General features: G+C 35.4%; 17 protein-coding genes. 4 read left to right on the forward strand and 13 right to left on the reverse strand.

The features are described 5' to 3' along the window. Nucleotides 1-9 precede the first annotated feature (9 nt). The 11 genes from mraY to A9G10_RS07395 form a co-directional block, all read right to left on the reverse strand. Nucleotides 10-1092, reverse strand: a complete 1083-nt coding sequence (gene mraY, locus A9G10_RS07345; protein WP_065558893.1) for a phospho-N-acetylmuramoyl-pentapeptide-transferase — start codon at nucleotides 1090-1092, stop codon at nucleotides 10-12. A gap of 10 nt (nucleotides 1093-1102) precedes the next feature. Beyond that, nucleotides 1103-2467 carry a UDP-N-acetylmuramoyl-tripeptide--D-alanyl-D-alanine ligase gene (gene murF, locus A9G10_RS07350; protein WP_065558894.1) on the reverse strand — a complete coding sequence of 455 codons (1365 nt, stop codon included), beginning with the start codon at nucleotides 2465-2467 and terminating at the stop codon, nucleotides 1103-1105. After that, nucleotides 2464-4011: a UDP-N-acetylmuramoyl-L-alanyl-D-glutamate--2,6-diaminopimelate ligase gene (gene murE, locus A9G10_RS07355; protein WP_081299132.1), complete on the reverse strand. Its 1548-nt coding sequence runs from the start codon at nucleotides 4009-4011 to the stop codon at nucleotides 2464-2466. The genes murF and murE overlap by 4 nt, the downstream gene beginning before the upstream one ends. A 12-nt stretch (nucleotides 4012-4023) precedes the next feature. Further along, nucleotides 4024-5778, reverse strand: coding sequence for a peptidoglycan glycosyltransferase FtsI (gene ftsI / locus A9G10_RS07360; protein WP_065558895.1), 1755 nt, complete (start codon nucleotides 5776-5778; stop codon nucleotides 4024-4026). Next, nucleotides 5778-6161: a cell division protein FtsL gene (gene ftsL, locus A9G10_RS07365; RefSeq protein WP_081299134.1), complete on the reverse strand. Its 384-nt coding sequence runs from the start codon at nucleotides 6159-6161 to the stop codon at nucleotides 5778-5780. Before ftsL ends, ftsI begins: the two co-directional genes overlap by 1 nt. Further along, the gene (gene rsmH, locus A9G10_RS07370) at nucleotides 6151-7089 is read right to left on the reverse strand and encodes a 16S rRNA (cytosine(1402)-N(4))-methyltransferase RsmH (RefSeq protein ID WP_065558896.1); all 939 of its coding nucleotides are present in this window, start codon (nucleotides 7087-7089) and stop codon (nucleotides 6151-6153) included. Before rsmH ends, ftsL begins: the two co-directional genes overlap by 11 nt. 15 nt (nucleotides 7090-7104) lie before the next feature. Beyond that, on the reverse strand, nucleotides 7105-7551 hold the full coding sequence (mraZ, locus tag A9G10_RS07375) for a division/cell wall cluster transcriptional repressor MraZ (protein ID WP_065558897.1): 447 nt from the start codon (nucleotides 7549-7551) through the stop codon (nucleotides 7105-7107). Between the two features lie 475 nt (nucleotides 7552-8026). Beyond that, nucleotides 8027-8725, reverse strand: a complete 699-nt coding sequence (pgl, locus tag A9G10_RS07380) for a 6-phosphogluconolactonase (protein WP_065558898.1) — start codon at nucleotides 8723-8725, stop codon at nucleotides 8027-8029. Nucleotides 8726-8737: 12 nt separating this feature from the next. Beyond that, nucleotides 8738-10198 carry a glucose-6-phosphate dehydrogenase gene (gene zwf / locus A9G10_RS07385; protein WP_065558899.1) on the reverse strand — a complete coding sequence of 487 codons (1461 nt, stop codon included), beginning with the start codon at nucleotides 10196-10198 and terminating at the stop codon, nucleotides 8738-8740. 191 nt (nucleotides 10199-10389) lie between these two features. After that, nucleotides 10390-10674: a 50S ribosomal protein L25 gene (rplY, locus tag A9G10_RS07390; protein ID WP_065558900.1), complete on the reverse strand. Its 285-nt coding sequence runs from the start codon at nucleotides 10672-10674 to the stop codon at nucleotides 10390-10392. A 179-nt stretch (nucleotides 10675-10853) separates the two neighbouring features. Further along, nucleotides 10854-11726, reverse strand: coding sequence for a D-hexose-6-phosphate mutarotase (locus A9G10_RS07395; RefSeq protein ID WP_065558901.1), 873 nt, complete (start codon nucleotides 11724-11726; stop codon nucleotides 10854-10856). A gap of 187 nt (nucleotides 11727-11913) precedes the next feature. Here A9G10_RS07395 and hemW point away from each other — a divergent pair, with 187 nt between their 5' ends. Beyond that, the gene (gene hemW / locus A9G10_RS07400; protein ID WP_065558902.1) at nucleotides 11914-13047 is read left to right on the forward strand and encodes a radical SAM family heme chaperone HemW; all 1134 of its coding nucleotides are present in this window, start codon (nucleotides 11914-11916) and stop codon (nucleotides 13045-13047) included. Between the two features lie 232 nt (nucleotides 13048-13279). Here the strand turns inward: hemW and A9G10_RS07405 are convergent, their stop codons facing one another. Next, a complete protein-coding gene (locus A9G10_RS07405; RefSeq protein WP_065558903.1) occupies nucleotides 13280-14248 on the reverse strand; it encodes a sugar kinase in 969 nt (322 codons plus the stop codon). Nucleotide 14249: 1 nt separating this feature from the next. Next, a complete protein-coding gene (locus A9G10_RS07410; protein ID WP_257006727.1) occupies nucleotides 14250-15065 on the reverse strand; it encodes a DeoR/GlpR family DNA-binding transcription regulator in 816 nt (271 codons plus the stop codon). A 332-nt stretch (nucleotides 15066-15397) separates the two neighbouring features. On the opposite strand from A9G10_RS07410, the gene A9G10_RS07415 reads away from it, so the two are divergent. Genes A9G10_RS07415 through A9G10_RS07425 form a run of 3 tightly spaced genes read left to right on the forward strand, consistent with a single transcriptional unit; the run spans nucleotide 15398 to nucleotide 18608 of the window. Next, nucleotides 15398-16252, forward strand: coding sequence for a tagatose bisphosphate family class II aldolase (locus tag A9G10_RS07415; protein ID WP_065558905.1), 855 nt, complete (start codon nucleotides 15398-15400; stop codon nucleotides 16250-16252). 12 nt (nucleotides 16253-16264) lie between these two features. After that, complete coding sequence (locus A9G10_RS07420; RefSeq protein ID WP_065558906.1) at nucleotides 16265-17185, forward strand: 1-phosphofructokinase family hexose kinase; 921 nt, start codon at nucleotides 16265-16267, stop codon at nucleotides 17183-17185. A gap of 10 nt (nucleotides 17186-17195) precedes the next feature. Continuing rightward, the gene (locus tag A9G10_RS07425; RefSeq protein WP_065558907.1) at nucleotides 17196-18608 is read left to right on the forward strand and encodes a PTS fructose transporter subunit IIC; all 1413 of its coding nucleotides are present in this window, start codon (nucleotides 17196-17198) and stop codon (nucleotides 18606-18608) included. Nucleotides 18609-18635: the final 27 nt, after the last annotated feature.

An 18635-nucleotide genomic window follows, 5' to 3' on the forward strand; every position in this document is an offset into this window, starting at 1 on the left:
CTGATTTAATTAACGTAATTTCAAGGTTAATAACCCAATTAAGACAAGCATTAGCGAAATAATCCAAAAACGTACAATAACTCGAGGTTCTGGCCACCCTTTTAATTCATAATGATGATGAATTGGAGCCATTCTAAAAATTCGTTTGCCACGCAATTTAAATGAACCTACTTGTAAAATGACAGATAGGGTTTCAATCACAAATATTCCCCCCATAATGAGTAATAAAAATTCTTGGCGTAAAAGTACGGCGATAATTCCAAGTACTCCACCTAAAGCCAATGAACCGACATCACCCATAAATACCATTGCGGGATAAGTGTTAAACCATAAAAAACCAAGCCCTGCACCAATGATAGCAGTACAGACAATCATTAATTCACCACTAAATTTGATATAAGGTATATCCAAATAATCTGCAATGATTGTATTTCCTGTCGCCCACGATACCAGCGCTAAGCCTGCTGCCACAAATACTGTTGGCATAATTGCAAGTCCATCAAGTCCATCCGTTAAATTAACAGCATTACCCGACCCAACAATCACAACATAAGTGAGTAAAATAAATCCTAATCCCAACTGAGGCATGACATCTTTAAAAAAAGGGACAACCAACACGGTCACAGCGCTATCTTTTCCATATACATAAAGACCGAAGGCAACAATTAATGCAATAACAGATTGCCAAAAATATTTCCATCTGGCGATAAGACCAGCCGTGTTTTTTCGAATAACTTTCAAGTAGTCATCAGTAAAACCAATAATGGCATAACCAATCAGGACAAATAACGCCACCCAAACATAAGGATTACGTAGGTCTGCCCAAAGAAATACTGATAACGAAATCGACGCAACGATTAACGTCCCGCCCATTGTTGGTGTTCCCTTTTTGCTTAAATGGGATTCTGGTCCATCATTACGTATTACTTGTCCAATTTGTAATTTCTGTAACCAATCAATGACTTTTTGCCCCATTATTAACGAAATCGTTAACGAGGTTAATAAACCCAAAATAGCTCTTACGGTTAAATAAGAAAATACATTAAAAAAGGTAAAATATTTCACTAAATATTCTGATATCCAAACCAACATAATTTTAATCCTAATTTATTTTTTGTTGTTTAATTAGTTCTATAACGTCTTCCATTTTAGCACTGCGAGAACCTTTAACTAACATGGTTAAGGTTGGATACTGACGCAATAACGTTATAAGGTAATCTGCTGCATCTTGTTTATTATAAAAATGATGACCGACTTCACTTGCTTGGCTAATGAATTGGCTCAATTTACCGACACTAACAACACAATCCAATTTTTGTTGTTTAGCTAATGTACCAATTTGTTGATGATATTTTTGTGCATCTTGCCCTAATTCACCCATATCGCCAACGACGAAAACTTTATAGCCCGATTGTTTTGCCAGAACATTAATTGCAGCAGACATTGAACCCACATTAGCGTTATAAGTGTCATCTAAAATTAATTGATTTTGGTTTAACTTAATTGGAAAAAGTCTTCCTTTAACTGGTTTTAATGTTGATAATCCTTGTTGAATGCGATCTAAACTTGCTCCGACAGAAATCGCTAAAGCTGAAGCTGCAATTGCATTTGAAACATTGTGTAACCCTATTAATGGTAATTGGATTTCACATTTACCAAACGGCGTATGTAACTTAAATGTGGTTAAGTCTGCCATTTTAATCTGACTTGCATAGAAATGGGCTAACGGATTCTCTAATGCAAAAGTCCACACAGTTTTATCTGTTAATTGCTTGAACCATTTATCTGAACAGCTGTCTAAATTAATGATAGCAATGCCATCTTTAGCCAATCCTTCAAAAATTTCACCTTTTGCGGTAGCGACACCTTCAAGTGAACCAAAACCTTCAATATGCGCTTCTGCAATATTATTAATTAATGCAGTTTGTGGATGAACTAACTGAGTTGTATAAGCAATTTCACCAATATGATTGGCGCCTAGTTCTATCACAGCAAATTGATCATCTTTTGTTAATCTCAATAGTGTTAATGGCACGCCAATGTCATTATTGTAATTACCTTGAGTATAAAGCGTTGTTCCACAATTTTGTAGAATGGCTGCCGTCATTTCTTTAACTGACGTTTTACCCGATGAACCGGTCAAGGCAACAATTTTAGCGGAACTTTGTTGACGATTGAAACCAGCAATTTGCCCCAACGCTTGACGTGTGTCTTTAACCACTATTTGTGGAATAGAATTATCCTCAATTGGGTGATTTACGATCACGGCAACGGCACCATCTTTAATCGCTTGTACGGCAAATTGATGACCATCAAAATTCTCACCAACAAGTGCAATAAAAAGCGATTGTTTTGTGATTTTACGTGAATCAGTACTAATAACATCAATCGTTAAATTATCATTTTGAATATTTAATAATTCACCGTCTACAATTGTTCTGATTTGCTTAATATTTAATGGAATCATGATTGATTCTCTACCCCTAAAAGCTGTTTCACTGTTTCTTGGTCTGAATAGTGATGTTTCGTGTGACCCACGATTTGGTAATCTTCATGACCTTTACCCGCAATTAATATCACATCATTTGGTTTTGCTTCTGTAAATGCTTTTTTGATTGCTTGTACTCTGTCAGCAATAACCTGAACATTCGAATTTTTCATTGTACCTTGCTGAATATCATCAATAATTTTTGTTTCATCTTCTGTTCGTGGGTTATCATTCGTCAAAATAATTTTGTCAGCATATTGCGCAGCGATTTCTCCCATTAAAGGTCTTTTGCCTACATCTCTATCACCACCGCAACCAAAAATAACCCATAATGCCCCCTTACAGTGAATACGACTTGCTTGGAGTGCTTTTTGTAAAGCATCTGGCGTGTGAGCATAATCCACAATAAACGTCGGGCTATTATTGGCATGTAACACCTCCATTCGCCCACAAATAGGTTTGAGAAATGAAGCCATATTCACAACAGCGAAAAATGGGTAATCAAGCGTTAATAGCGTTGCCACACATAATAATAAATTTGAGACATTAAACTCACCCAGTAAACGACTGTGTATAATGGTATCGCCCCAACTAGAATGCATATGAATTTTGGCACCCTTATCATGATATTCAATCATCGATACACCAACATAAGGTATGTTTAAGTTTTTTAATTTACTTAACGATTTGGGTTGGCACGATACGGCTGTTACCTGAGAAAGCTTTTCAATCCAACGTTTCCCATAATTATCATCATAATTAATAATTGCTTTGCCTGCACTTTCGACTTGTCTTTCTTTATCATTAGGCGTAAATAACGACCATTTTGACTTAGCGTATTTACCCATTGTTTTATGATAATCAAGATGATCTCGACTTAAATTAGTAAAAACGGTTGCAGCAAACGTAACACCTTTGACACGATTCATCACTAAACCATGCGATGAAATTTCCATGGAAACCACTTTGACATGTTTTTTAACAAAATCGGCTAAATATGTTTGAATTTCAACGGATGAAGCCGTTGTATTGTTTGACGGTTGAAGATGATTATAAATACCATTTCCAATCGTTCCTAAAAGTGCAACTTTCTGATTTAACAGATTAGCACATTGGGCAATAAGCTGGGTGACAGTTGTTTTACCATTAGTACCTGTCACACCAATAACAGATAATTTTTTAGAAGGTGAATGATAAAAATGATCGGCAATGCTAGAAAGTTTTTTAGATAGTTGAAAAACTTTAACCTGAGGAATATTTCTTTTGCCATGTTTGATATAATTAATACGTAAATCTTCAGATTTTTTATTTGTTTCAATTAATATAGTCACCGCACCAGCTTCTAAAGCTTGAGGAATAAATGATTTACCATCAACGACATTTCCCTTGATAGCGACAAACACATCATTTTTACTGACCATACGGCTATCAATACATATATGATTGAGCGAAAAATCTTTGATCGATTGATCTTTGTTTCCACCTAATAAACTAAATAAAGTTTTAAATGTGCATGTAGCCATTAATACCACCTATCAATAAATAATCATTTGGCCATCAACTTGGCGATCTGGTTTGACATTCATAGTTCTTAAAACTCCCCCCATAATTCGGCTGAAAACAGGTGCTGATACAGACCCACCGTAATACTGACCCGCTTTAGGATTATCAATCACAACAACCAAAGAATATTTTGGTGCGGTTGCTGGCGCAATGCCTGCTGTATAGGCTAAATATTGATTAACATAGCGCCCACCAGATAATTTTTTAGCCGTACCTGTTTTAACAGCAACACTATAGCCAGGTACAGAAGCTTTTGTACCACCACCTGTTACCGCAACAGCTTCCATTAATTGAACTACCGTTTTAGCAATTTTTTCGGGTACAACTCGTTCACCTTGCACCGGTTCAGTGACTTTTAATATCGAAACAGGTCGATAAATCCCATAATTCCCGATAGTTGCGTACGCTCTTGCTAATTGTAATGGCGTGACACTTAAACCATAACCAAATGAAAAGGTAGCTCGTTCAATATCTGCCCATTTTCGCGCTCTATCAGCGGCAATTGAACCACTGACTTCACCGCCTAAACCCAGTGATGTGGGTTGCCCCAACCCGAAACGACTATAATATTCGACTAGTTCGGCGGGTTGCATTTGTAATGCGAGTTTACTGACACCGACATTACTTGATTTTTCTAAAATTCCTGCCAAATTCAGGGATTTTTGATATGACACATCTTTGATTTCATAGCGATTGACATAAAAAGGTCTGGTATCAACTATCGTATTAAGATCTGCAATCTTTTTTTCTAAAGCAGCCATTACAACCAGCGGTTTTACGGTCGAACCCGGTTCAAATGCATCAGTAACCGCACGATTTCGCAATGAATTATAATTAATTGATGATCGATTATTAGGGTTATACGATGGACTTGTTGCCATCGCTAAAATCTCCCCTGTATGAACATCAACTAAGACCGCAGTACCACTGTCAGCTTTGTTAAACTCAACAGCCTGACTAAGTTCGCTATAAACCAAAGACTGCAAGCGTTCATCAATACTTAATACTAAATCCGATGCCTTTTCACTTTCAGTGCGCTCTAATTCCTCAATAACGCGTCCAAATCTATCTCGTCTTATTATTCGTTGACCTGATTCACCGGTTAACCATTTATTATAACTTTTTTCAATGCCTTCAGAGCCTTTCTCATTACGGTTTTCATCGGTATCCGTTAAACCGATTAATTGGGCAATACTTTCAGCTGCTGGATAAAAACGCTTCGAGGTTTTAGCAAATGCAACTCCTGGTAACTTTAATTTTTTTAAATAATCCGATATTGTTGGCGTAACTTGTCTTGATAAATAAACAAATCGCATCGATGGATTACTTAATTTTTGCTCTAGTGTGGCTATTGGTATATTCAATGCTTTTGCTAATCCTTGCCATCTTGCATCATTCGTATTCACGCCACCTTTTTGAATAACTAATTTTGGATCAGCCCAAACATCATACATCGGTACACTCACAGCCAATGCTCGCCCGTTACGATCGGTTATCATAGCCCTTGGCGCATCCATATCCTGACGACGTAAAGAACGTTTATTACCTTCAGCAATCAGTTTATCTGGATGAATTATTTGTAAAATTGCCATTTGAATAATGAGCGCAATAATGGCAGCAATAATTAAACCGTAAACAACATAAAATCGACCGGGTGCAAAAAACTGCTTTTTACTATTCAATTTATTAGTTTTAACCGTTTTCTTGTTTTTAGTGAGAATTTTCATTATTTACTCTTTATCACTATCACGGTTTCATTTTCAGGCGTCACGTAAGACATCCCTAGCTGATTTTTAGCTTTAGCTTCTACACGTTTTGGATCGGCAAGTACATTTTCTTCAATAACTAAATTACGCCATTCACTTTCTAATACATCTTGCTCTAACAAAAGCTGCTCACGTTCAAATAACTGCTTGCGAACTTGTTGAGTTGTAATTAACACTGCACCAGCTGATACGACAATAAGTAACAATAGAAATAAGGACAATTTTTGATGACCAAATAAATCACCAATAATTAAGCCAAACAAGCTTTTATTCGGTTTTCTTTGACTATCTACTTCAACGTAGATATTGTCTGGATAACTTTCACTGTTTGGGTTAGTGTTCATTTTTCTTTTCTGCTATCCTCAGTATTGCGCTTCGAGCACGTGGATTATGATCAATTTCATTAGGACTTGGTTTAACTTTTCCAAGTGACTTTAATTTAGCGCTGCCATATTTTTTTATTTGTTGCTCTGTTAGTGGCAAACCCGCTGGTAAAACAGGACCTTTACTTTGTTTATTGATAAACTGTTTTACAATTCTATCTTCTAAAGAATGAAAACTAATCACAGCAAGTCTTCCTTCATTGGCGAGAATTGACAGACTACTATTTAACGCATGTTCTACTTCTTCTAATTCGCTATTAATATAGATACGAATTGCCTGAAAGCTGCGTGTTGCAGGATGTTTATTTTTATCTTTTCTTGGTGTCGCCTTTTCAATAATATTCGCCAATTCCAATGTTCGGGTTATAGACGAAACTTTATTCTGTTCAACAATTGCTTTTGCGATTCGTTTCGCAAATTTTTCTTCTCCAAATGTTTTTAACACCCAAGCTATATCATCTTCATCACTTTTTAGTAACCATTCACTTGCGGTCACCCCCTGATGAATATTCATACGCATATCGAGAGGGCCATCACGCATAAAAGAAAAACCCCGTTCAGGGTCATCCAGTTGTGGCGAAGACACCCCCAAATCTAATAAAAACCCATCAATCTGACCTAATAGACCTAAATTATCAATGTATTGATATACATTGGAAAATTCTCCTCGAATAAAACTAAATCTAGGGTCAACCACTTTTTTTGCTGCTAATTCTGCTCGCTCATCACGGTCAATAGCGATTAATCTACCTTGTTCGCCAAGTTGTTCAAGTATGAGACGTGAATGTCCACCTCGACCAAAGGTTCCATCAACATAGATGCCATCTTTTTTAATATTTAATGCGTTTACCGCTTCGTTTAATAAAACTGTAGTATGTTGATAATCCATCAATTTTTACTCATATTAAATTGTTAAGCTTTTCAAATTACTGGATAAATTTTCCATATCGGTAGGCAAAGCGGCAATATCCTCACCAATTTGTTGATACCATATTCCTTCATCCCAGATTTCAAATTTATTGGATTGTCCAACAAACATTGTCAGTTTTTCTAACTTAGCGTAGGTACGTAACGTTTGTGGTAATAATATTCGACCGGAATTATCCATTGAACACTCCGTTGCATAACCTAACAATAGGCGTTTGATCCTTCGTTCCGCTTCAACAATAGAGGATAAAGTCGAAAGTTGTTGTTCAATCATTTTCCACTCTGTCATTGAATAAAGGGCAAGACAAGGATGATATAAACCAATAGTGCACACCATGCCTTCAGACAATAATTCTCGATAGCGAGTGGGGATAGCCATTCGCCCTTTACTATCGATATTGACTGAAATTGCACCACTAAACATTCAATCGCCCTTATTCATGAAAATTTTGCTAATTTTTAGTTGTTATAAATCAAAATATTAGATAATTTGTAGTTTATTACCACTTTATCCCACTTTTTACCACAAAAATTTACAAAATAATAGATATTTAATTAATTAATTTTTTAATAATTGCAGTTGGATTTTTTCATTATCGTGTTGCAAATTAACTATCGGTTTTATATTAAGTTAATTAAAAAAAGGTCATCGCTATGTAAAATTTAACATTATTTGAATGTTCAACTAAATTTATCTTTGATAACCAAGATTATTAACATGTCTAAAATGTAAACATTGCAGATATTAAGAAAGGTAAAACAGTATTTATGACAATAAACGGATAACAACTTTGACAAAATAATGAATACACAACTGCTAGTTATGTATTAATTTCATTAAAATTAAAGTAATATTAGACAGATATTTGCCAACCTGTTGGTTGGCAAACAAAATTTAATTAGCGAGGAGCCCAAAATCCTATCACATTAACGTTGTCTTGCTGTATCACTGCCCTTATTGGCATCTGGTTAAAATCCGTACCTTGTTCAGCTTGTTCCAACACATTAATTTTACTTTCACCGACTAAATGTAAATAAATATTTTTACTACTTAATATGATAGGTAGTGTTAGAGTGATACGGTCAAGTGGTGCCGTTAAGGGTGTCATACCAATCACTTTTCGATTTGAGTGCATATCCAAGCCCAATTTTAAATTATCAGCTCCCGGAAACAGCGAAGCAGTATGACCATCTTCACCCATACCTAAGATCAAAACATCAAAAGGCATCGGTACTTTATCTAAAAGCTGTTCTGTAACTTCTGCACCATCAAACGGATTATCACAACTGTTTTTTAAACCAACAAAATTAGCAAGTTTTGCTTTATTTTGTAATAAATAAGTCATGACTAATTTTTCATTACTGGCATCATCCGTATCATCGACCCATCTATCATCAACTAAAGTGATATAAACGCGATTCCATGCTAAGTCTTGTTGACTGAGCAAAATAAATAAAGGAATAGGCGTTTTACCACCCGAAACCGCAATAGATGCATGACCTTTTTGTTCAATAGCCTGCTTAAGATCATTCACTATACGAGCAGTAAGTTCTTCATTTAAAACCTGACTATTTGCATATCTATTAAGTGTAAACATATTGATGTTCCTTTATTCAAATTCGTGCCAAGAATGCCCATCTTTTGTAATTAAAGCAACAGAAGCGACAGGCCCCCACGTACCAGCTTGGTAAGTTTTCGGCGGCTCTTTTTCCGAATTCCAAGCACTAATAATCGAGTCTACCCATTTCCAAGCCGCTTCGACTTCATCACGATGAACAAACAATGCTTGGCGACCTCGCATTACTTCAAGCAATAGTCGTTCATAAGCATCGGCACTATGCTGTTGAAAAGCCTCATTAAAGCTTAAATCAAGTTTAGTCGTTTGTAAATTATGTGTGCTATCTAACCCCGGTACTTTGTTCAGAATTTCAATGTCTAAGCCTTCATCAGGTTGCAAGCGAATGGTTAATTTATTTTGTGGTAATGCTGGATAGGATTCACTAAATATATTCAAAGGCAATGATTTAAAATAAACCACGACTTCCGCACATTTGCTTGCTAAACGTTTACCTGTACGTAAATAGAAAGGCACACCAGCCCAACGCCAATTGTCAATATCAACTCGAATAGCAACGAATGTTTCTGTGCTACTTTCTTTATTAGCGCCATCTTCTTCTAGATAACCCGGTACGTTTATGCCATTAACAAATCCTGATGTATATTGACCACGAACAACTTTATCATGAAGGTTTGTCTTATCAATAGGTCTTAGCGCATTGAGCACCGCTATTTTTTCATTACGCAAACTTTCATCTTTCAGATTAGCAGGTGGAGACATTGCAATCATTGTCAAAATTTGTAACAAATGATTTTGAACCATATCACGCATTTGACCCGCTTTATCGAAGTAACCCCATCGACCTTCAATACCAACTTGTTCAGCAACGGTAATTTCGACATGATCGATAGAATTACGATTCCATAAAGAGGCAAAAACCGGATTGGCAAAACGTAGAGCTAAAAGGTTTAAAACCGATTCTTTTCCTAAATAATGGTCGATACGATAAACCTGTGATTCATCGAAAAATTTTGCAACAGAATCATTAATATCACGAGATGATTGCAAATCGGTACCAAGAGGTTTTTCCATTACAATTCGATTGTGTTTTTGGTTTAATCCAGCATGCGCTAAACCTTTACAAATTGTACCGAAAGTCCCCGGATGCATTGCAAAATAAAAAATAGCGGTACGATTCTGCTCAAGTTTATTTTTTAAATCGTTAAAACCAGCGATATCATTAACATCTAACTTATGAAAATTAAGACGTTGACTAAATCGTTGCCAAATATCTTCATCTAATGGTTCCGACATAAATGTTGTCAGTGCTTCTTTAGCCACTTCACTGTAAGCAGATTTATCCCAATCTGCACGACCAACTCCTAATATTTTGGTTTCTTCAGGCAGTTTTCCATACTTTTCTAATTGATATAAAGATGGTAATAATTTACGCCTTGTCAAATCCCCTTTAGCGCCAAAAATGACTAAATTGCAAACTGGGACATCAGACATGGTTTTCTCCTAACTAAAATGATATCAATATGTTTTATTCTATTATGTTGAGTTGTCAGTGTCACCCAGTTAATGCTATAAATCATAACAATAGGCATTTGCCTAATTTAATCTAACACAAAAACAAAAAGGTCACCGTCTGGGTGACCTTTTGTTACAAGCATTATTGGATGATACACCAATGCGTGAATCTAAACGCGCACAAAGTCCATATGAACTAATTTAGGCTTGAATGGATGACGTTGTACAGCTTGTACTTTTGCTTTAACAGCTTTACCGTCAACTTCAATAGTGAGCACTTCAGAATAAAATTCTGGTTTTTCTTGCATATTGAAAATATGGTTGTGATCAAGCACAACAGATATTGCCGGTTCAGTTCCACCATAAATAATAGCTGGGAATTGACCAGCGTGACGCAGGCGGCGGCTCGCACCCTTACCATGCTCTTTTCTAACTTCTGCTTTTAATGTAAACATGTTTATTTCTCTATGTTATTTAAATAAAAAACCAATTACAGGCGACCCAGTAGTTGGTTATGAAATTGGCGCTTTAAAAAAGCTTGAGGATTATAAAGCGTTATGCTTGTAAACGCAAACAATTAATCAACTGCTGTCAATAAAATGGATTGCGTTTAAACATCACTTGCTTTGCAAAATTAGACCAATTTAATTTTAAAGCCATATGACGTTTTTTGTGTTGGTGATAATTTGAGTGTTTGATTAATACATGCACTTTCAACACACACCATTTTTTTATACTCTTGGTCATCAAAATCAGCCATCGCTTTAGCTTTATCTGTCCATGGATTCCATGTAACAACATCACTAACATTAATGTTTGTGAGCTCAATTGTTCGACAAGTATCATTTATGGTTAGGGTGTTTTCAGCATGGGTATAAATGCGATCGACTTCTTGATTGAAAGTTAACTCCCCTTTAATTTGGGGTTTATTTTCAACAGACAAACGATCTTGATAAATATCACCTAAACCTTTGACTATTACATTGTCGATATCGCTAATACCAAAATAGGTATGTAATGCACTTGTCACCTCAAAATCACCTTGACAACTTAATGTGATTTCACAGCTATTTCCGACATGAATCGTTAACCAAATTTTAAACGGTTTTGTAAAATAAGATTCAGTTTGTGGGTTATTGGTTAATGACAAGATGATATCGACACCATTAGCGTCTTCTTGGCAAGAATCTAACGTCCACTCAACAATACGAGCAAAACCGTGTGAAGGATTACCTAATTGTCCAAACCAAGGCCAACAAATAGGTACACCGCCACGAATAGCTGTTCCTTTTTTAAAAAAGGTTTTTTCACTTAACCATATGACTGGGGATGTTTCGGTTGAAGGTTGCCAAAATAATAAATGCGCACCTTGCAGTGATATCGCTGCCGTGCATGTTTTATGGTTAACCGTTAAAATGGGTAATTCACCAAAATGCGATTGTTTTACTGAAGGGCTTATTGACGCTGCTGACAAACCATTATCCAAAATGTTGTTAACAATACTCATACTTTCTCCTACAAAAAATAGTTTTATCGATAATTAATATCGAAAAATTAATGGTGATTGTACGCTCTTTACACGAAATTTAAAAATACCAAAATAGTAAAAAAAGCTTTTTTTTATGAATTGAAGTAAAATAGTGCAACATTTATATAACCATTCATCAACCACTATTAAGTTTCAGGATAGGCAGATGTTTTCATATAAAATTCCACTTAGCTTATATATACATATGCCTTGGTGTGTACAAAAATGTCCTTATTGTGATTTCAATTCTCATACCATCAAAAAAACACCTGATTATCGTGCTTATATTGATCATTTGATTAAAGATTTACAGCAAGATATAGCACTTTGTTCTGAACGCTCGATCCATTCGATTTTTATCGGCGGTGGTACGCCAAGTTTATTTTCAGCCGAAATGATTGATCATCTGTTAACCAAGATTAATGAAGTGATTCCAATTGAAAAAAATGCCGAAATCACCATCGAAGCTAATCCAAATTCTGTTGATGCTGAAAGGTTTGTAGGCTATCAACAAGCCGGAATAAATCGTATTTCAATTGGGGCTCAAAGTTTTCAAACTGATAAACTCATCAGATTAGGACGCGTTCACAATCCCCAAGAGGCAATCAATGCCGGGAAATTAGCACATAAACTAAAATTGGGCAGTTTTAATTTAGATCTAATGCATGGACTTCCCAATCAAAGTTTAGATGATGCCTTGTTTGATCTTAAACAAGCCATAGTCATTAATCCACCCCATTTATCCTGGTATCAATTAACTATTGAGCCTAATACACTTTTTGGGTCTAAACCACCTGTTCTTCCGGATGATGATAAGCTTTGGGAAATTTATCAACTTGGACATCAATTGTTAACTCAACATGGTTATCAACAATATGAAACGTCGGCTTATGCAAAACCTGAATCGAAATGCCAGCATAATTTAAATTATTGGCGATTTGGTGACTATTTAGGAATTGGATGTGGCGCACATGGTAAAATAACCCAACCTAATGGGGATATTATTCGTACCGTAAAAACACGTCATCCCAAAGGGTATCTTGAAGGACGTTATATCGAAAAATCTTATTCCGTACCAAAGGAAGATCTTGCATTCGAATTTTTTATGAATCGTTTTAGATTATTTGAAGCAACACCTAAAATTGAATTTGAGCAACGGACTTTTTTACCTTTACATACAATTGACGGGCAAATTCATTTAGCAATTGAAAAAAATTACCTTACTGAGAATAAAGAATATTGGAAAATAACTGAACAAGGAAAATTATTTTTAAATTCTTTACTTGAGATTTTCTTATAAATATCAAGTTGATTTATAATGATTTTTTTACATTTTACGCAAATTTAACATTATAAATACAAACATTTTAGAAAAAAATTTACATCGAGTTACATACATTTACTAAAAAATAGTGCATAATGTATTCGACAATGTATTTATTTCATTGTTTTCCTATTCCTTATGTTTTCCCAATAACCTAGTTATTGGGACTTTTTTTATCTGCCACCCACATTAAAAAAGTTTACGATATTTAATTAACTTTGGAATTAAAAATAAATCTTTCTAATTCTGTTAAGGTAGAGGTGCCTTCCATTGGACCTTTTTGTGAAACAGCTAACGCGCCACTTGCATTTGCATATTGCAAAGCTTTTTCAACACTAAATCCCGCAAGCATTAAACTGACAAATGTTGCTGAAAAACAATCTCCTGCGCCTGTTGGATCGATTGATTGCGTTGTAAAACTATCGACATGAATCTTTTTAATCGTATTTTGTTCATCATAACCATAATAAGTTGCCCCCTTCACTCCACATTTTACAACAATATGTTTGATCCCTTTTTGAAGCAATTTTATTATGGTTTCTTGTTCGTTTTCATTATTATTGTCTGCAAAATAATTCACTTCACTTTCACTAGGTAAAAAGATATCAGTATATTCCATGATATAACCAAAAGATTGCTCCATCTCTTGAATATTAAACATTTCTTTGCGTAGATTTGGGTCAAAAGAAATAGTCCCTCCTTTTCGCTTGATGATATCTAATGCTTTGCGCACCGCATCAATTGCACGAAACGAATACAACGATGAACCCATAACATGTAAATGAGTACAATCTTTCAACAGATTTTCGTTGATATGGTTGAATGAAAGAAGACCACAGGCACTATTAGGGATATTGAAAATAAAATCTCTTTCATTAAAATTGCGGTATGATACGAAGGCGCTACCCGTATTTGCTTTATTATGAAAAGTGATACCATCGGTAATGACACCATCTTGTTTAAGCCGATTGACACACATTTTGCCAAAGGTATCTTTACCAACACAGCTAAAAAAAACGACCGGAACCCCTAACTTTGCCACTTGGTCAGCAAATATAGCTGGCGCACCACTTGGAAAAGGGCCTATAAATTCGCCTGTTTGATCAAAACGCTGATTTTGTTCCTTTGCTAAAAATTCAACTAGTAGCTCCCCAATAGAACAAATCTTAAAATTCACATTATGCTCCTAATTCATTTTGGTAAATGACACTAAATTTATTTGCGGCAAATTGCTTGAAATTAGAATCTAATAATTGCTGATGATATTCGGTTACAGCGGGTCGGGATAAGATCATCACATCCATATTTTTTAGCTTTCCAATGCTATGATCATTATTATAAACAACACGCTGAGGTAAAATACCAATGATGTGATGGGCTTTTTTGATTAATTGTTGATATATACTGATTTGCTCAGTATCTTCAATTATTATTTGGTTATCATGATTAATGGCGGTTAATTCAACAATAAAATGTGAAATTGAATAATCATCTAAAATTGAATCGTTAATATCATTATGCAAAATATTATTTTTTAATAATACACCACCAGTAAGAACAATATTAGCATCGGTGAACTCTTTCGCTAATTGTGCATTATTAATATCATTCATGATTAATTTTAATGATTTTTTAACATGCAAATAGGGAATAAGCTTTCTTGTAAGTCTGCCATGACTTAAAAAAATGGTATCGCCATCATTAATATAATTTAAGCAATTCTTTACTAAATCAATATCATAAACATCATCGACAGGTAATGAATTATTCGCCGCTACAATTTGCGTTTTATTATTTGTTCCTTCTGGTGACAAATAAATTGCCCCACCAAAAGAACGCTTTAAATATCCTTGTTGTTCTAAATAGGTTAAATCTTGACGAATAGTAACAGTTGAAACTTGAAGCATGTATGATAACTCTTCAACTTTAATTTCGCCTTTTTTTCTTACTATTTCCGCAATGTCCAATCTACGTTTCAAAAGGGCTGAAGACACTTTAGCCAATTTTAATGTCCTGTATTACATAAAACCAATTAAGATTAATGATAATAGAATTTATCATACAAGTGGTCAACAATAATTAATAAGCGATGTTTCATCGAAGATACCACATCTTAACATTATCAAAATCACAGGGTTACATGTTAACCATTTAAATTTATCTTTATCAATTTAAATTACTTTCATTGTTGAATAAATATTCAGTTTTGTGATCCAACTCACGGTAATGACACTGGCGTAACTTTCGTTTTGCAATCATAATTTAATGAAAATACTTTCATTTTAAAATTTAGTTCTGGTTGCAAATTAATTTAAGGGGTTATTGTATGTCTATCATTACAAGTCACAATATGTTAAAAAAAGCACAGCATGAACATTATGCCGTTCCAGCTTTTAACATACACAATTTAGAAACCATGCAAGTTATTGTTGAAACGGTTGCCGAATTACAGTCCCCTGTAATATTAGCCGGTACGCCAGGTACATACTGTTATGCTGGTACAGAAAATATTATTGCCATTGCCGAAGCGCTATCTAAAAAACACAAAGTACCATTAGCCGTCCATCTCGATCATCATGAAGAATATGATGATATCGTTGAAAAAATTAATTCAGGGATACGCTCAGTCATGATTGATGGCTCTCATTTTTCTTTTGAAGAAAATATTGCGTTAGTAAAACGCGTTGTTGATTATGCTCACCGCTATGATGTGAGTGTTGAAGCTGAATTAGGTAGGCTTGGTGGAGTTGAGGATGATCTTGTGGTGGATGCTAAAGATGCTTTATATACCAATCCTAAACAAGCAATTGAATTTATTGAACGAACAGGAATTGATTCACTTGCCATTGCAATTGGGACTGCTCATGGTCTTTATAAATCGGAACCTAAATTAGATTTTGATCGACTTTCTGAAATTCGTTCTATGGTTGATATCCCACTGGTATTACATGGAGCTTCAGGTGTTCCAGACAAAGATGTTCGTGAATGCATTCAACGTGGTATTTGTAAAGTCAATGTAGCAACAGAACTCAAAATCGCCTTTTCTGATGCGCTAAAACACTATTTCATCGACAATCCAAATGCTAATGATCCTCGACATTACATGAAACCAGCAAAAGCAGCAATGAAAGAAGTAGTTAAAAAAATCATTACAACATGTGGATGTGCCGGTAAACTCTAAGAGGTCAATCCTATGATCTATACTTTAACACTTAATACGGCAATTGATATGAATATCCGTTGCCAAGGTCTAAATCCCAATTCAGTGAATCGTACTTCACATACAGAATATAGTCCCAATGGTAAAGCCGTTAACGTTTCAATTGTTTTAAAAAAGTTTAATAAACCAACATGTGCATTGGGCTTTTTTGGTGGATTTTCAGGAAAATATATTATTGATGAACTCACCAAAATGCAAATTGAAATCAAACCTTGTTTTATCGATGATATTACTCGCATTAACGTTTTTATTAATGATGGACAAAATGAATATAAGCTAGTTGGAAAAGGGCCTTTTGTGCCAGATAAAAAGAAAGCTGAAATGCTAAACATCATTGATTCTCTTGATCACAATAGCTATTTAGTCATCAGTGGTAGCCTACCTAATAACATCGAGCCTGAATATTATCAATCTGTTTTAGCCATATGCCAAACCAAAAACATTCAAGTTATTTTAGATATCAGTCATCCTAAACTCGCTCAATTACTTACTTATAAACCGTTATTAATCAAACCCAATAATGATGAACTAAAAGATATTTTTGGATTAGAAACCCAAACAAAGGAACAAGTCATTGCTTCACTATCAACGGTACATTCAATTGGTGCTCAAAATATTTTATTAACTATGGGGGAAAAAGGTCTTTACTTTTCAAATGGTCAGCACATATGGTTTTGTAATGCCATGGCTATCAAATTGGTCAGTTCTGCTTGTGCAGGTGATGCGTCACTTGCCGCATTTCTTAGTGAATGGCTACCAACACTAGGACACGTTGAAAAAGCAATGAAAAAAGCCTCTGCAACAGGGGCTAATGTTGCAGAATCAGATGGATTAGGTCTACTCGATAAAATCAGTGCCTATATGGAGAAACTTGTAGTTACCCAAATTAAATAAAGGGGGCGTTATGAAGAAGATACTCGCTGTAACAGGCTGCCCAACCGGTATCGCACATACCTATATGGCAGAAGAAGCACTAAAATCAGCTGCGCAAAAAGCTGGAATTGAAATTAAAGTAGAAACCAATGGTGCAAGTGGTGTTGATAATGCAATAACCGAAGCTGATATGGCTAATACCATTGGGGTGATTATTGCGGCAGATAAAGATGTTAATCCTGATCGCTTTAATGGTTTACCTGTTATTGAAGTTCCCGTTAAAGAGGGTATTCATAAAGCTTCAGCATTAATAGAAAAAATAACTTCGGGAAGCGTTCCTGTTCGCAAAGGTGTACAAAATAGTGTTAATAATGCAAGTTCAAACCAAATGGAAGTCAAAGAATCGATTGGACGCCAGCTCTATAAACATTTAATGAGTGGTGTGTCAAACATGCTGCCTTTCGTTGTCGCTGGTGGTGTACTCATTGCTTTATCCTTTTTATGGGGTATTTATTCCGCAGATCCTAATAATGAACAATATAATGAATTTGCAGCAATGCTTAAACAAATCGGTGGAAAAGCATTTGACATTATGGTACCCATTTTCACCGCTTTTATAGCCAATTCCATTGCAGGTAAGCAAGGGATGGTTGCCGGTTTTGTAGGTGGATTAATGGCTACAGCTACTGGAGCAGGTTTTTTAGGCGGTATTCTCGCTGGATTTGCTGCTGGCTATTTAATGCTATATGTTAAAAAATGGTTAGATCATCTTCCTCGCTCTTTCGAAGGACTGAAATCTATTTTTATCATGCCATTAATCGGTGTATTTGTTATTGGAGCAGGGATGTATTATCTAGGTAAACCAATCGCCATAGCCAATAACACAATGGCTGTATGGCTTGGTTCATTACAACATACTAATCCAATTTTACTCGGTATTGTTATTGGCGCTATGTGTTCCTTTGATTTTGGTGGCCCTATTAATAAAGCAGCTTATGTGACAGGTACTATGTTATTGGGTGAAGGAAACTACTATTTTATGGCTGGGGTTTCAGCTGCTTGCATTGCACCGCCTTTTGTTATTGCCTTCTCAACTACCATTTTCCGTAATAAAGCCTTTACAGAAGAAGAACGTGCTGCGGGTATTGTCAATTATATTCTCGGTTCTACTCATATTACCGAAGGCGCAATTCCATTTGCAGCAAAAGATCCTTTGCGAGTCATTCCAATCATGATGTTATCGTCGGCAATTGCTTCAGTATTGACATTTTTATGCCAAATTCAAGTGCCTGCTCCACATGGCGGCTTTTTAGTATTGCCTTTGGTTAATAAACCGCTTTTATGGGTAGCTTGCATTTTTATTGGTGCACTAATTGGCGCTGTGTTACTGGGTTTACTGCGTATGCATGAGAAAAGAAAATCAACATCAATAACAATGCGTTAATCAATTAACAGCTAGTTAAACAATTAT

Source organism: Gilliamella sp. wkB308 (genome assembly GCF_001690185.1).
Lineage (GTDB): Bacteria > Pseudomonadota > Gammaproteobacteria > Enterobacterales > Orbaceae > Gilliamella > Gilliamella apicola_I.

Coding starts and splice junctions, on each gene's coding strand:
- murF (WP_065558894.1), bottom strand. CDS start 2,467: ATGATTCCATTAAATATTAAGCAAATCAGAACAATTGTAGACGGTGAA.
- A9G10_RS07415 (WP_065558905.1), top strand. CDS start 15,398: ATGTCTATCATTACAAGTCACAATATGTTAAAAAAAGCACAGCATGAA.
- hemW (WP_065558902.1), top strand. CDS start 11,914: ATGTTTTCATATAAAATTCCACTTAGCTTATATATACATATGCCTTGG.
- A9G10_RS07420 (WP_065558906.1), top strand. CDS start 16,265: ATGATCTATACTTTAACACTTAATACGGCAATTGATATGAATATCCGT.
- ftsI (WP_065558895.1), bottom strand. CDS start 5,778: ATGAAAATTCTCACTAAAAACAAGAAAACGGTTAAAACTAATAAATTG.
- zwf (WP_065558899.1), bottom strand. CDS start 10,198: ATGTCTGATGTCCCAGTTTGCAATTTAGTCATTTTTGGCGCTAAAGGG.
- A9G10_RS07395 (WP_065558901.1), bottom strand. CDS start 11,726: ATGAGTATTGTTAACAACATTTTGGATAATGGTTTGTCAGCAGCGTCA.
- mraZ (WP_065558897.1), bottom strand. CDS start 7,551: ATGTTTAGTGGTGCAATTTCAGTCAATATCGATAGTAAAGGGCGAATG.
- rplY (WP_065558900.1), bottom strand. CDS start 10,674: ATGTTTACATTAAAAGCAGAAGTTAGAAAAGAGCATGGTAAGGGTGCG.
- A9G10_RS07425 (WP_065558907.1), top strand. CDS start 17,196: ATGAAGAAGATACTCGCTGTAACAGGCTGCCCAACCGGTATCGCACAT.
- mraY (WP_065558893.1), bottom strand. CDS start 1,092: ATGTTGGTTTGGATATCAGAATATTTAGTGAAATATTTTACCTTTTTT.
- pgl (WP_065558898.1), bottom strand. CDS start 8,725: ATGTTTACACTTAATAGATATGCAAATAGTCAGGTTTTAAATGAAGAA.
- ftsL (WP_081299134.1), bottom strand. CDS start 6,161: ATGAACACTAACCCAAACAGTGAAAGTTATCCAGACAATATCTACGTT.
- rsmH (WP_065558896.1), bottom strand. CDS start 7,089: ATGGATTATCAACATACTACAGTTTTATTAAACGAAGCGGTAAACGCA.
- murE (WP_081299132.1), bottom strand. CDS start 4,011: ATGGCTACATGCACATTTAAAACTTTATTTAGTTTATTAGGTGGAAAC.